Source organism: Paenibacillus sp. FSL M7-1046 (assembly GCF_038007405.1).
GTDB lineage: Bacteria > Bacillota > Bacilli > Paenibacillales > Paenibacillaceae > Paenibacillus_AQ.
Genome location: NZ_JBBOXB010000001.1, coordinates 2,273,640 through 2,288,101 on the forward strand (window position 1 = coordinate 2,273,640; position 14,462 = coordinate 2,288,101).

General features: G+C 49.6%; 16 protein-coding genes and 1 riboswitch. Of the genes, 2 read left to right on the forward strand and 14 right to left on the reverse strand.

Annotated elements, in window-relative coordinates; translation table 11 throughout:
* Positions 1-4: 4 nt before the first annotated feature.
* On the reverse strand, positions 5-565 hold the full coding sequence (gene pth / locus NYE29_RS09835; protein WP_076113632.1) for an aminoacyl-tRNA hydrolase: 561 nt from the start codon (positions 563-565) through the stop codon (positions 5-7).
* Between the two features lie 125 nt (positions 566-690).
* Between pth and NYE29_RS09840 the strand changes: the two genes are divergently transcribed.
* Positions 691-891 (forward strand): hypothetical protein, encoded by a 201-nt coding sequence (locus NYE29_RS09840; protein ID WP_038584374.1) that lies wholly within the window; start codon positions 691-693, stop codon positions 889-891.
* A gap of 123 nt (positions 892-1,014) precedes the next feature.
* Here NYE29_RS09840 and NYE29_RS09845 read toward each other — a convergent pair whose 3' ends face one another.
* The 13 genes from NYE29_RS09845 to NYE29_RS09905 all read right to left on the reverse strand — a co-directional run bounded on the left by NYE29_RS09845 (position 1,015) and on the right by NYE29_RS09905 (position 13,556).
* Entirely contained in the window at positions 1,015-1,968 is a 954-nt protein-coding gene (locus NYE29_RS09845) for a ribose-phosphate diphosphokinase (RefSeq protein ID WP_019914487.1), read from the reverse strand.
* An 88-nt stretch (positions 1,969-2,056) separates the two neighbouring features.
* Positions 2,057-3,457, reverse strand: a complete 1,401-nt coding sequence (gene glmU, locus NYE29_RS09850) for a bifunctional UDP-N-acetylglucosamine diphosphorylase/glucosamine-1-phosphate N-acetyltransferase GlmU (protein WP_340895698.1) — start codon at positions 3,455-3,457, stop codon at positions 2,057-2,059.
* 169 nt (positions 3,458-3,626) lie between these two features.
* Positions 3,627-3,914: a septation regulator SpoVG gene (spoVG, locus tag NYE29_RS09855; RefSeq protein ID WP_020425826.1), complete on the reverse strand. Its 288-nt coding sequence runs from the start codon at positions 3,912-3,914 to the stop codon at positions 3,627-3,629.
* 207 nt (positions 3,915-4,121) lie between these two features.
* On the reverse strand, positions 4,122-4,949 hold the full coding sequence (gene purR / locus NYE29_RS09860) for a pur operon repressor (RefSeq protein WP_076113630.1): 828 nt from the start codon (positions 4,947-4,949) through the stop codon (positions 4,122-4,124).
* 119 nt (positions 4,950-5,068) lie between these two features.
* Positions 5,069-5,923, reverse strand: coding sequence for a 4-(cytidine 5'-diphospho)-2-C-methyl-D-erythritol kinase (ispE, locus tag NYE29_RS09865; RefSeq protein WP_340895699.1), 855 nt, complete (start codon positions 5,921-5,923; stop codon positions 5,069-5,071).
* A 159-nt stretch (positions 5,924-6,082) separates the two neighbouring features.
* Positions 6,083-6,259, reverse strand: a complete 177-nt coding sequence (locus NYE29_RS09870; protein ID WP_019914492.1) for a small, acid-soluble spore protein, alpha/beta type — start codon at positions 6,257-6,259, stop codon at positions 6,083-6,085.
* Positions 6,260-6,416: 157 nt separating this feature from the next.
* A complete protein-coding gene (gene veg / locus NYE29_RS09875) occupies positions 6,417-6,692 on the reverse strand; it encodes a biofilm formation stimulator Veg (protein WP_019914493.1) in 276 nt (91 codons plus the stop codon).
* A gap of 291 nt (positions 6,693-6,983) precedes the next feature.
* Complete coding sequence (gene yabG, locus NYE29_RS09880) at positions 6,984-7,883, reverse strand: sporulation peptidase YabG (protein WP_038584361.1); 900 nt, start codon at positions 7,881-7,883, stop codon at positions 6,984-6,986.
* Positions 7,884-7,985: 102 nt separating this feature from the next.
* Entirely contained in the window at positions 7,986-8,870 is an 885-nt protein-coding gene (rsmA, locus tag NYE29_RS09885) for a 16S rRNA (adenine(1518)-N(6)/adenine(1519)-N(6))-dimethyltransferase RsmA (RefSeq protein WP_076113628.1), read from the reverse strand.
* Entirely contained in the window at positions 8,867-9,418 is a 552-nt protein-coding gene (rnmV, locus tag NYE29_RS09890; protein WP_076113627.1) for a ribonuclease M5, read from the reverse strand. The genes rsmA and rnmV overlap by 4 nt, the downstream gene beginning before the upstream one ends.
* Positions 9,419-9,570: 152 nt before the next feature.
* Positions 9,571-10,731: a 3D domain-containing protein gene (locus tag NYE29_RS09895; RefSeq protein WP_076113626.1), complete on the reverse strand. Its 1,161-nt coding sequence runs from the start codon at positions 10,729-10,731 to the stop codon at positions 9,571-9,573.
* Positions 10,732-11,021: 290 nt separating this feature from the next.
* Positions 11,022-11,249, reverse strand: a riboswitch (cyclic di-AMP (ydaO/yuaA leader).
* Between the two features lie 198 nt (positions 11,250-11,447).
* Entirely contained in the window at positions 11,448-12,218 is a 771-nt protein-coding gene (locus tag NYE29_RS09900) for a TatD family hydrolase (protein ID WP_076113625.1), read from the reverse strand.
* Positions 12,219-12,272: 54 nt separating this feature from the next.
* A complete protein-coding gene (locus NYE29_RS09905) occupies positions 12,273-13,556 on the reverse strand; it encodes an HD domain-containing protein (RefSeq protein WP_076113624.1) in 1,284 nt (427 codons plus the stop codon).
* Between the two features lie 305 nt (positions 13,557-13,861).
* On the opposite strand from NYE29_RS09905, the gene NYE29_RS09910 reads away from it, so the two are divergent.
* Positions 13,862-14,116 (forward strand): AbrB/MazE/SpoVT family DNA-binding domain-containing protein, encoded by a 255-nt coding sequence (locus tag NYE29_RS09910; RefSeq protein WP_019914502.1) that lies wholly within the window; start codon positions 13,862-13,864, stop codon positions 14,114-14,116.
* The last annotated feature ends 346 nt before the right edge of the window (positions 14,117-14,462 follow it).

A 14,462-nucleotide genomic window follows, 5' to 3' on the forward strand; every position in this document is an offset into this window, starting at 1 on the left:
GCCGTTAGCCATTGAATTTGGCCATGGTCTGTTCAAAGGTATGCTGCAGGCTGAACTCCAGGGCATCACAGGTATCTAGGATCATGGTCTTCAGCCTGTCTCCGTCTTTCTTGGGAAAGGCAGAAAGCACATAATCTACAATAGCAAAGCCCGGTTCAGGACGGGAGATCCCCATCCGCACACGGTTGAAGCTTTGCGTGCCTGTATGCTGTATGATCGACTTGATTCCGTTATGGCCTCCGGCACTTCCCTGATAACGCAGCCGGATTTTGCCGATTTCCGTATCAAGATCATCATAGACAACGATCATATCCTCTAAATTCACTTTATAATATTCCATATATGCACGAACCGCTTCTCCGGACAGGTTCATAAAGGTCATGGGTTTGATCAGAACTGTCTTGACTCCCCCGATGACACCCTCACCGATTACGGACTTGCACTTATTCTGGTTAAAGGTGATTCCGTTTCTGGCCGCTAGCTCGTCAAGCGCCATAAAACCGACGTTATGCCTGGTTTTGGCGTACTGCGGTCCCGGATTTCCGAGTCCAACAATCCATTTCATGATGGCCTATCCTTTCCATCCGGTTCTCTTAAGCAGAAGAGTTCCGTTTTTGGTACAATGAATTTTATTAGGCTTACTTCTAGAGCAGCCGAGGGCCACTTTACTCCAAAGACAGGTGATGAACGATGCCACATCAGGGCGACATCTTAACGCTTCAACGCCATTTCCAGTACCACATCCAATATGCTGTGCCTGTCGAAATTTATAGAGACAATGTGCACGTAGCCATCGGTGTAGTTACAGCAGCGGATGAAGGCTTTGTTGAGCTGCAGGGTACTCTGTACAACCGCAGCCTGTTCACCTTTATCTCCCGGCCAGGGTATTGATGCCCCAGCAAAGCTGGGGGTCATCACGCCGACAAGGGTTACATCTTCCGTTACGGAGGTGTAACCCTTTTTGAATACAGTCGGGAAAGGCAGTCATATCTCTACAAGAGCACTACCCGAATACTATTCGATTTCGAACAATTTGCTGATGGACAGCTCCTCATGAACACGAATAATCGCCTCACCCATAAGTGGAGCCACGGACAACACTTTGAGCTTCGAGGTCGGATTGCTGCTGCGGATTGGAATGGTATCCGTCACGATAATTTCCTTAATTGGTGAATTTTCCAGACGTTCATGCGCAGGTCCGGACAATACCGGGTGGGTACAGCAAGCATAAACTTCCTTCACGCCGCCTTCCATCAAGGCATTGGCTCCCAGTACAATCGTTCCGGCCGTGTCGATAATATCATCGATCAGAATCGCTGTTTTACCTTCGATGTTACCGATAATATTCATGACTTCGCTGACATTGGGTTCCGGACGGCGTTTGTCGATGATCGCCAGAGGTGCGTTAAGGAAATCGGCAAGCTTTCTAGCCCGCACAACACCGCCATGGTCCGGGGAGACCACAACCGGATTCTGGATCTGCTTCGAACGGAAATACTGGGCAAGAATCGGAACACCCAGCAGATGATCCACCGGAATATCAAAAAAGCCTTGAATTTGCATCGCATGAAGGTCCATCGTGATAACACGGTGAGCTCCTGCTTTTTCGATCAGGTTCGCTACCAGCTTGGCCGTAATTGGATCACGGGAACGCGCCTTGCGGTCTTGACGAGCGTATCCGTAATAAGGAATAACCACATTGATGCTTTTCGCGGAAGCGCGTTTGAGCGCGTCTACCATAACCAGAAGCTCCATCAAATTGTCGTTAACCGGACCACAAGTCGACTGTACGATATAGACATGGCAGCCCCGGACACTCTCAGACAGCTTGACCTGAATCTCCCCGTCGCTGAAGCTTGTGGTATGTGATTCACCCATCGGAATTCCGATATAATCGGCAATTTGACTGGCCAGCTTAGGATTGGAGTTACAGGTGAAAATCTTTAATTTGGAATCGCAATAAGTCATAAAATATAAACCCTCCGTGACGGAATTTAGCTTCCAAGCAGCGCCGGTAAAGAGATCTCAGCTCGATCCGGCGCTTTGGCAGTGGCCCTTACGATTGACTCGACTGGTCTTTCTTTGCTTTGGCCCGGGAGCGGATCTTCTCGGCATACCCCGGCTTGTTCTCCTGTCTTACTCTGGCAATGGCCAAATCATTCTCCGAAACAGATCTTGTGATTGTCGATCCAGCAACAACAAAAGCTCCTTTGCCTACGGTGACCGGTGCAATCAGATTCACATTGCTGCCGATGAAGGCATCATCTTCAATTGTCGTCTTGGATTTATTAAATCCGTCATAATTGGCAGTAATTGCACCACAGCCAACATTTACATTCTTACCTACAGAGGCATCGCCGACATAGCTCAAATGCGATACTTTGGAGCCGTCACCGATCACTGCATTCTTAATTTCCACGAAATCACCGATTTTGACTTCCTCACCGAGTACAGTGCCCGGACGCAAATAGGCAAAAGGCCCAACGGTAGTCCGTGCGCCGACTTGTGCCTGATTCAGTACGGAATGCTTCACCTCAGCGCCGTCCATAATCACGCAGTCTTCGATTTCACTGGAAGGCCCGATCACGCAATCTTCACCAATGACGGTTTTGCCTTTCAGCTGGGTACCCGGATATAGCACAGTATCTGATCCAATGATGACATCGGCTCCTATATAGGTGGAAGCCGGATCAATGATGGTTACACCGTTCAGCATATGCTGGCGGTTGATGCGCTGGCGCATATAACCTTCCGCTTCGGATAAAGCCAAACGGTCGTTAACGCCGATAGACTCCGCAGCGTCATGAGCCTGATATCCCAGAACGATATCACCCTGTGCCCGGAGTATGCCGATTACATCGGTTAAATAATATTCCTGCTGGTTATTGCTGTTGGTGACCTTCTCCAGCGCCGCGAACAGCTTGGCATTATCAAAACAGTAGGTACCTGTATTAATCTCGCCTACAGCTGCTTCCTCAGCGGTGCAATCCTTCTGCTCCACAATCTTCAGTACACCGCCGTCTTCCCCGCGGATAACCCGTCCATAGCCTGCAGGCTGATCCATCACAGCAGTCAGTACAGTTGCTGCCGCATGCTGCCCTTCGTGCAGTGCCATAAGCCCTTCCAGCGTTTCCGCCATGACCAGCGGTGTATCGCCGCAAATCACGATGGTTGTGCCTTCCTCGCCGCCGATAAGATCCTTAGCCTGTTTGACGGCATGCCCGGTACCCAGTTGGGTTTCCTGCAGCACATATTCCGCATCCTGGCCTATATGGGCTTTTACTTGCTCTGCGCCATGTCCGACAATAACGACGGTACGCTGGCTTCCGGTCGCTTTAACTGTATCAAGTACGTGCCCTACCATCGGTTTGCCACAGACGGGGTGCAGCACTTTATATAATTTAGATTTCATGCGCTTGCCTTGACCTGCGGCAAGTACAACAGCCATTCTTTTCAAGAATGCCAACCTCCCACTTCTTGAGCTCACTACTGAATATATCTCATATCGGGAAAAAAGAAAAGAGAACCATGTAAGCATGGTTCCCTTTTCTTCGAACCCCAATTAAAAACGGCTTGACCTTACGCCGCCCTGGGAGGGCAGCTGGACATCAGAGTCAGCTTAAGGCTTAAGCTCCCTCTTCGATGACCTCTTCTTCTTCCGTAGCGGCGCGATCGTACTCGGCCAGAACCGCAGATTGAATCTTCTCGCGTGTTCCCGAAGAAATCGGGTGTGCGATATCGCGGAATTCGCCGTCCGGTGTACGCTTGCTGGGCATAGCAACGAACATCCCGTTATTACCGTCGATGACTCGAATGTCATGAACAACAAACTCGTTGTCGATTGTAATGGATGCGATTGCTTTCATTCTCCCCTCAGAGTTGACGCGGCGGAGTCTGACATCCGTAATTTGCATGTGTGTGTTCACCACCTTTTTCCATCAGAGACTTGGTGTATAATTCCACACAGCAAAGCGAATTCCTTCTTTTTGATTCCAAAAAATGCCTGATAATGAAGATTATTTTTGCGCAACCATTGATTTCGACACCATTCGTGGGGTTTTCTAATAATCCCTTACGATTTCGACATTTTACTGTTCTTTAGCGCAAAGTGACTGTCCAGCTCAGGAGGAAAAATAATTACCCGGATACGCTGAAATCCGCCGCACCTTGGAATCCACCTCATTCAGCTTCACCAGAGATACATAGTCATGCAGCAGACGCTCTTCAGTCTCCACCGCACCTGATTCCACGAGTACACCTACACCGGCCACTTCGGCATTGAACTCGCCAAGCAGATCGACCATACCGCGTACGGTACCCCCGGCTTTCATGAAATCATCCACGATCAGCACCCGCGACTTCTCACGCAGCGCCCTTCTCGACAGCGACATCGTATGTATGCTCTTGTGCGAGCCCGATACATAGTTAATGCTAACCGCAGAGCCCTCAGTCACCTGATGGTCACGGCGCACCAGCACCACCGGCAGCCCGAGCTGTGCAGCTGTAGCATAAGCCAGCGGAATGCCTTTGGTTTCCACGGTCATCACTACATCAATCTCTACCCCGTAGAAAGCCGTTGCAATGATCTTTCCGGCCTGTTCCATCAGAGAAGGCAGCCCCAGCAGGTCAGACATATATAAATAACCGCCGGGCAGAATCCGGTCACTCTGCTCCAGCTGTCCGCACAAACGGTTAACGAAGGCCAGCGCCATCTCTGTTGGCATTCTAGGAATATAACGCACCCCGCCTGCCGCACCGGCCAGTGTCTGCAGCTCACCCATGCCTTCGCCTTCAAATACTTCTTTTATAATAGCCAAATCTTCGCTGATGGATGACTTTGCCGCGCCATACCGCTCTGCAAATGTTGACAGCGACAGCAGGTCATGCGGTTTCTCAAGCAAAAATTGGGTCATGTCTACCAAACGTTGGCTTCTTTTAAGTTTTTTCACGGAATGCTCCTCGCCAAAACCGAATATTATTATAAAATAATATCACTTTTGTACGGATTTACACAAGAAGAAACGGCTGCTCTGCCTTTGACAGGGCTAGCCGTTTCTCTGGAAGCTCTTCAGCTCAGCGAACGTACCGCGTAAACTTCCTTACAGAATCCGCGCAGTCCATTGTAAATTCTGGCTACCTTGGACTGTTTGGATACCAGACCGAAGACGGTAGGTCCGCTGCCGGACATCAGCACTCCATCTGCACCCAGCTTCATCATGGCTTCCTTCAGCTGCTGCACCTCGGGATGGAGCTTTAGCGTCACATCCTCCAGCACGTTGCCTAGCCCCGCACAGACTGCGTTGAAGTCGCCCGCTGCAATGGCCTCCTGCATCCGCGTTGCCGACGGATGCACCGCAATGTCATTCGCTCGTACGCGTCCGTACACCTCAGCCGTCGATACATTAATCGGCGGCTTCGCCAAGACGACCCAGCACTGCGGCGGATTCTCGATCGGAGTCAGCCGCTCGCCTCTGCCCGTTGCCAGGGCAGTGCCTCCTGTGACGCAGAACGGCACGTCCGAGCCCAGCTCGGCGCCCAGTTCCTGCAGCTCCTGCGCCGGGATACCGAGGCGCCAGAGCCTGTTCAGGCCGCGCAGCGTAGCTGCGGCATCGCTGCTGCCGCCGGCAAGGCCGGCAGCGACCGGAATTCTTTTGTCCAGATGGATATGTACACCGCTCTTCACGTTATAACGGTCTTTAATAAGCCTCGCCGCCTGAAAGGCAAGGTTCTTCTCGTCGAGCGGAATATATCCCGCCTGGCTTGATATAATAATCGAGTCTCTCTTCATCTCTGATAGCTCCAAACGGTCCGCCAGATCCACCATGGTCATAATCATTTCCACTTCGTGAAATCCGTCAGGCCGCTTGTGGAGCACATCCAGCATCAAATTGATCTTGGCCGGCGCTTTCTCATACATTTTCAAGGCGTTCACCCACCTTCAGCTTTTCCCGTAAAAACAACTTAACATATTATATGAGAAACTTGTAACGAAGTCCATTATCAAAAGTTTGGACAGGCCGAAAAGGGGACCGCCGCAAGGACGGCTCCCCTTTTTTATGACCGTTTTTCCGCACAAAAGCGGTTAAGACTTCCGGGCAGCCTGCTCGGCAAGCTGAATGGCCCTTTTCACCATATTCCCTGCATCCTGGGCCCGGATTCCACCCCAGCCGTCCCGCTCTACCGTTTCGTAGAATCCAAGCTCCTTGGCCAATTCCGTCTTCAGTTCCTCCGACATCATGCCTCGTTTTCTGCGGCTCATTAGCGGAATTCCTCCTTAGGGTAGTAGATGATAAGCTTATTGCTCCTTTAGTATGCTGTACCGGGGCAATGATCATTCAACCCGCGAAGAAACCGTCCACACCGTTGTTATATTCAAAAAACAAAAAACAGCCCCCATAGGAGACTGTCCGTAACACTTAAGCCTTAATATACATAATCCGCATTTGCCCATCGTCTTCGCAAACTGTGATCTCCACAGACTCCGTAAGAATATCGGCATAGCTATAGGAGACACGCTTGAAGGTTTGCTGCTCCTGATCCAGTTTGACAATAAATACAGAAGGGTACGTTTCTTCCAGGACACCGGTGCGTTCAACGGTCTTACGACGTCCACCGTTTGCACGCAACGTGATCTTATGACCGACGTGAGCTTCGAGACTGCGTTTAATTTCCAACAGCGCGTTATTAGCCATTACCTGACGACCACCTCTTTCCTTGTCCATTATACAACTTTTCACAAACATTGTCAAAGCAAATAAATAATTATAGATGATGCCAAAATAGTTGTCAACGGAATTTTTTTGGAACGAAAGAGTGCCGACCGAGGCGCCTTGTTATCGGTAATAATATACCGGAGGCTGTCACCCGCTTGTCCGGCTTCCACAACAAAAAAAGGAAAAGAAAAGCGTTATGCTTATCCTTTCCTTTTTTTATTCCTGCCATTCTGGAAATTTATTGCGTACGGCCTTTCCGGGGCCACGATACTATATCGCCGACGGGGTAACTTTCAGCGCGGAAAGATTCTGCAGGCGAGGCATTCCGATCCGGAAGCTGCCGCGTGTCTCTATCCCGCCCATTCCCTGGTTGCCGCTGATGGTATGATTCAATACATCGCCTAGACTCACTGTGTCACGGATCGAGGTAAAAGAGGCTTTGGCCGCTATATAGACCGGATCCAGCGCATGAATCAGGATTCTCCCCGGCGAACTGGCAAAATTGGCCCCTGCCCCCAGCAGTGCCTCAAAATGCGACTGGCAGGCTCCCGCCACAATGGTCAGGGCATCAAAATTCCGTTCATACTCCCTTGCAACCCCAATAGCTGCCACGAAGTTCTGCGAATTTTTGTAGCTGCTGAGACTGTAGAGATCATAAGTATGCGGCTGTTTCAGCACCCCGTCGTGGCCAGTAATAACTACGATATCCGGACGCACACGGGGCAGAAGCCGGTATAACGTCTCCGCCATTTTGGACTCATGAACATGATGTCCTTCCGCGGGAATCCGCAGCTGTTCATACAAGCTAAGACTTTTGTTCAAATAAAGCGCATCGCCGTCCAAATGCAGCACTTTGCCCGGCACCTCGAAATAAGCCGCCTCCTTGGGGGATTGCGGCCAGCCTCCCGCAACAGTCTCTCCGCTGCGCTGGCTCTGTTCCTGACGGTCCTTACGCAACCTTGTCAATGATTCCTTCGCTTTGATCTGTGCCTGCTGTCCCCGTTCTGTAATACGGGTAGGCGGCACTTGAACCAAGTCGTCCAGGGGAGCATCCGCCAACAGGCGGAATTCTGTGCCTTTGATTACGGCTCCACTCTGCACGATGTTCTCCACCCGGAAAGTTACATCTCCACCATAAGATTTGCGAACGACCAAGTCTCCTAAATTCATGACAACACCACCTCTACCCCCATCGTATGGGCAAAGGTCATGGTTGGTTCTTAAACAGCCGCATTTTCACAAGATAAAGCGCGATGTTTCACGCTGCATACTCTAGGCGATTCCTGCCGCCAGCAGCACAGCGCTAAGCCGGGCGTACTCCGCAATACTCAGCGTCTCCCCGCGGCGGGTTGGCTCTATGCCAGCCTCAGCCAGCAGCGCCTCCAGGCGCTCACGGCCTTCTCCCGGGAAGAAGCGGGCCTTGAGATTGTTTGCAATTGTCTTGCGCCGCTGGGTGAAGGAAGCCTGGACCACCTCAAAGAAATGCTTCTCATCAGCCACATCAACCGGCGGACGTTCTCTGACCTTCAGCCGGATTACAGCAGATTCCACATTTGGCTGCGGGATGAAGACCGTACGCGGCACAATACAGACCAGCTCAGGCTCACTGTAGTATTGCACGGCTATGCTGAGGCTTCCATATTCTTTGCCGCCCGGAGAGGCCGCCATACGCTCAGCAACCTCCTTCTGGATCATTACCACGATATTATCCAGCGGAAGTTTCTCCTCCAGCAGTTTCATCAGTATAGGGGTTGTCACATAATACGGCAGGTTGGCAACCACACTTACTTTGTCGACGGTTGCAAAATCCTCTGTGAAGAGTTCCTGCAGGTTTACCTTCAGCACATCATCATTGCGGATTTTGACATGCGGGTACGGAGACAATACATCCCGGAGAATCGGAATTAGTCTGCGGTCGATCTCTACAGCAGTCACCGCACCCGCAGCCATGGCCAGCCGTTCAGTAAGCGCCCCGATACCCGGACCAATCTCCAGGGCGCCCGAAGAGTCGGTTAATTCTGCTGCGTCCACTATTTTATCAAGGATATTCTGGTCGATCAGAAAGTTCTGTCCCAGACTTTTTTTGAACGAAAAACCGTAGCGCTGAATAATTTCTTTGGTCCGTACTGGCGATGAGATCTTGTTATTGCCACTCATGAAGTAATGCCTCCCTGATCAATTTGTGCGAGAGCTCCGGAGAATTCTTCCCGCGTGATGCCAAACATAGCCAGCCGCTTGTATAGCTGTTTGCCGTTGCAATACCCGATGCCAAGCACGTTGCCCAGCGCCATCCTGCGCTCAGCCGCTCGCGGATGCACCAGCATGCCCGCCGCCATAAGATCCTCCAGCCCAATTAGGGCAGGGGCCCCTTCAAAGGAGGTATGTACATGCTGCAGCGCATGACGGATCGCTTCCGGTGATGCATTCTCAACACCGATATCCCCTTTGCGTGTAGCATCCTTCTCCGGGATGAATGCATGCTTGCAGCCTGGCACCTTGGAGGAGACAATCTTGCGGATGCGTTCGCCGGCATGATCGGGATCCGTAAGGATGATCACGCCTCTGCGTTCCATTGCCAGGGCTATCTTGGCGATAACCTTGCGGTCTACCGCTGAACCGCCAGTCTCTATCGTATCGGCCTCCACCGCCCGCTTGACGGCAACCGTATCACTCTTGCCTTCCACCACAATTAATTCCTTAATCATACACGTTGCTCCTTCCTGTAAAACACAAAAAGAAGAGGATTCGCTCCCCTTCTTTTTGGCTAAAGAATGTATAAGTGATGAGCGGCAGCCCGTTCTGTCAGTGCTACCCTCACTATAGCTTATAAACCGTTAATTTGCAAAAACAGACCTCGTTAATTCAGCTCCGGCTTCACTGGACCGATCACATAAATGGTCCGGGACTTGCGGCCGAAATTACGGGCATGGCTCAGTGAATCGTAATAAACATCCAACTTGTTGCCTTTGATGGCACCGCCGGTATCCTCTGCTCGGCGAAACCCTAATCCCTCAATGTACACCCACCAGCCGATAGGAATTACATTCGGGTCCACAGCTATTGTCCGGCCTTCTGTTACGCGTGTGCCAGAAGCCGTGCGGGTCCCAATGCCTGGCTCTTCCGAAGAATAGGCTGTCATCGACACATTTTTGATCATCTTCTTGTATTGGAAATCTACGCCTGCCTTGTGCACGACGTTACTGCTTTTTGCGGAAACTTTGGTTGTTTTGGATGCTGTACTTTTTTTGGAAGTTGTCACAGCAGCTACAACGGGCTTTGGCAGGGGCTTCGTACCAACATAAACAATTTTATGTTTGGTAACCGTCTGTACTTCCTTGCCAATCATGCGCATAGAGACCAGTTCTCCATCTTGGTAGACCTTCTCGATATGCTGGACCATGACGCCTGGTGCGCCTAACTGTGCCACTTTTACGGTTCCCTTGTTCAGGGAAGGATCTGAGGTCTTAATGACCTGGAATGGCAAATTTTGCTTCCGCTCTACAATCTGCTTGTTGATGCGGACAATTTTAATTCCCATGCCGGCCGATACTGTGGTGTCAAGCGAAGGATATATCTTGTCATTGCTTTTCAGGCTTAAACCCAGTTTGCTAATGGCGTCACCGATAGTGTCTTCGGTGGTGTACAGCGTTTTTGTTGCTCCATCCGCAGTGAGACTAAACTTCTGCGCACGATTGATCACGACACGGTCGCCGTCCTGTATCTCATCACTAAGGCCAATAGATAATTCATCATGCGGCTGCAGCGAAATTTGTTCCTTAGCCAGCACATCACTGAGCAGCGCTTCGCGCGTTTCCAGCGTCTGTGCTTTCCCGTCTATTACTAAAAATATCTCTTTCTTGCTCTGACCGTGTACGTACAGCAGAATGAGCAGCGCGATAACGATTGATACCGCACCTGCAAGCGAAAGTAAGCGAGGATTCACTTGCTTCCACCGTAATGCGAAAGACCTGCTGGATGATTGCGAATCATGGGATACTTCTGGTTGGAATACGCCCACTCTCTCCATCCTCCTTACATAGCCCCGTCGTCAAGTTGTATATCAAGGTGACTGTATGATTGCTGACGAAACTAGGTTTGAGATTGCAACAGGATACGCCCGCATTGCTTCAGCGTTTCCTGCTCATGGATCGCCTGCCCGGCATAATTACTCCAGATACCTGTTATACAACAGTATGCTGGGAACATTCGCATTATTCAAAACAAAAAAAGCCCAAAAAAGAGTTCACAGAGGACTCTTTCGTGGCTTCTCCGGATGTCAGAATACGCGGGAATGTTTATGCACGAGGTTTCCTCTCTTACTTGCGCTTACGGGGTTAGCTGTCGGGTTCGGGCATAAGAGAGACGCCCTATCTTAGGTCACCCGCTCACGGCGGTTGCCCTCAAATTCACCCCAAAGACCACGTGAAGAAATCAAATAAATTCTGCGGCATTTCTGTGTTGTACTCTATGTACGGACATGCGGCAGGCATTATTGGTTCCCCCGTTCTCCATACGGAGACTCAGCGAGACGATCCATGATTCAGTGACTGTCACAGTAACAACAGCTCACTGCACTGAAAAGATGATATCCTGTTTTGATGCATGTTGTAAAGGACGATTCAACCACGTTTACGCAAAAAAATGATTAAAATATTGTAATATTCAGCCGTTTTTAAATTAAAAAAGTTTAATATATCGGCTATACTTCATTTTTCACCGCTTTTACTCCCGATTTCAGACAATCCCAAATCGTTCCAGTGCGTTCGCATACGTAATTTCCGCCAATTTCTGTAAATCAATCCCTTTTATTTCCGCGGCAGCCTCTGCTACTAATCTCACATGTGCGCTCTCATTTCGCTTGCCCCGGAAAGGGTGCGGTGTCAAATAAGGCGAGTCCGTTTCAATCAGCAGCCGGTCCAGCGGAGTCTGGGCCAGCACCTCTTTTGGCACTCTGGCATTCTTGAATGTAATCGGTCCGCCGAAGGACAGGTGAAAGCCTAAATCCAGGCACATTTTGGCTATTTCCCAGCTGCCGGAGAAGGAGTGCATCACCCCGCCTATTTCATCAGCCTTCTCTTCACGGAGAATCCGCACCACATCCTCATGAGCATCACGGTTATGAATACAAATCGGCATTTTCAGCTCACGGGCTAGTCCGATTTGTTTGCGGAACACTTCATGCTGTACCTCTTTGGGAGAGGTATCCCAATAGTAATCCAACCCAATTTCTCCGATGGCGACTACTTTTTTATGACTGCACAGTGAGGCGATCCACTCGAGATCCCCGTCCCTCATATCAATGGCATCCTGCGGATGCCAGCCGACGGCTGCATAAATATAATCATAGGTTTCAGCAAGCTTCATGGTTGTTGGGATTGTTTCCCTGTTAAAGCCAATATTAATCATTTTGGTAACTCCTGCCTCGAGCGCATTGGCGATTACCTTTTCGCGGTCCTCGTCGAATTGTGGAGCATCCAGATGGGTGTGCGTGTCGAACAATTGCATGTTACATCCTCTTTTCTGTCATAATTTCTATGATGAATTCCAAGTATTTTTGGATTACTTTGCAAAGATTTCTGCGATTGAAGAAGGCAGCATTGGAAGGGCTTTCTGCAGCTTATCCTGTGGAAAATACAGGTGATACCGGCCGCGGTGAATTCCGCTGATGGAGCGTACGATATCTGAAACTTCAGAGATCTCCCTCAGTTTGTCATGGCGGTCAAGCAGCAGGATTTGCTTGCTGTCAAAGCCTTGTCCCGGACGAAACACATCATAGGGCAAATCTGTCGGAAAATCAATTTCCAGATCATAATCGGCATCTAGCCCTGCCACGGCAAAGCTGCGGCGTATTTCGTCAATCGTCTCGGAATCAAGGTTCTCCATCTCTACATATTTATACAGTTTACGATGAATAAACCGGCTGCACAAGTCGCTTAACAACTCATCCTTCTCCAAAGTCCACTGCATGAAGGCGGTCTGTATCATAGCTTCGTCCAGCAGCAGATATTGCTCCACCGTAACCTCTCCGCGGAACAAATCACCTAAAGGATCAATCATGAACCGGAATTCATAACCGCTCTGGTACAGCTCTTTGGCTCTGCGGAAAATTTGCCGCAAAATGATTTCGGAACTGCGTGTGACCGGGTGAAAATATACCTGCCAGTACATTTGATAGCGCGACATTAAGTAATCCTCGATAGCGTGCATCCCTGACTCCTTAACCACTACTCTTCCATGGTACGGGCGCAGCATTCTTAGGATCCTGTCAATATCGATCGTCCCATAGTTTACTCCCGTGTAGTATGCATCGCGGAGCAGATAATCCATGCGGTCAGCATCCAGAGGGCCGGAAACCAAGTTGACTACAATTTCATGCTCATATGTTTTGGAGATTACCGAAGCTACCTTGCCGGGAAAATCCTCTGCCACATCCCGCAGAATCGCGGTGATCTCCGTGTCCTCCAGAATGATCCGGCAGGTCCAGTCTTCATGGTTCATTTCAAAGGCTTCTTCTATAGAATGGGAGAACGGGCCATGCCCCAAATCATGCAGCAGCGCTGCACATAGAGTGAGCAGGCTCTCCTCCGGCATCCAATCCTTATACCCGCTTCGCTCGAACTGCGAAATGATACGGCGTGTAATTTCGTAGACACCAAGAGAATGTGAAAATCGGCTATGCTCTGCACCATGAAAGGTTAGATAGGAGGTGCCAAGCTGACGGATGCGCCGCAGACGCTGAAATTCCTTAGTATTGATCAATCGCCAGATAATTGTGTCCTGCACGTGAATATAGTTATGAACCGGATCTTTGAAAACCTTCTCTTCTGTCAGCGGTTGCTTCATGTGTTCAACTCCTTCGAATAATATAATTAGAAATAAGAGGTAATAGGTAGTATAATAATGAATAATGTCGCACTTTGTCGAACTATGTCATTTTAACGTTTTACAAATCGACAATTTAATTTTATCTGCATTTGTATAAATTTATGTGTAATGTAGGCGATATAAAAGTTTTATTAAAAAATTCCTTAAAATTAGCCTCAAAAAAGGTTGACTGTTTTGGGAATGGTTGGTATTATAAATATCATAAAACGGTGAACAATGTCGAATAATGACGCTTTTGAACATTGAGAGGAGCAACGATTGTAATGATGAAATCAACAGGAATTGTAAGAAAAGTAGATGAGCTTGGACGGGTTGTTATTCCGATCGAATTGCGCCGTACACTGGGCATTGGAGAAAAAGATGCGCTCGAAATTTACGTGGACGGTGAGCGGATCATGCTTAAAAAATACGAGCCAGCTTGCATTTTCTGCGGCAATGCTGAGAATGTAACCTATTTCAAAGGAAAAATTGTTTGTCATGAATGCATTTCTGCTATCCCTACCCCTGTGACAAACTAGAACAAATAGGTTATAATAGGAACTAATCAAATTGTTAATTCTAACCTTTTTATATCTCCTTGGCCTCCCGTTGATGCGGGAGGTATTTTTTATGCTTTTTTACCCTCCCAAACCCTCCCTACAGGGAGGGCCCCAAGGGCCCCGGCCCTCTGGACACCCGGAAGCTTGTCTAAACTCGGCGGCTGCGCGGAAGAGAGTAACGGTAGCGGCAGACCGGCCCTCTTTCGGGCAAGCCCTCAGGGCCTTGCCATGCGAGGGATTTCGCCATAGGCCGTTCGCCTATGGCGGCTGCGCGAAGGCGCTCCCATGCAACGTTTGGGCGATAAAGCCGCTCTCCCTACGGGAA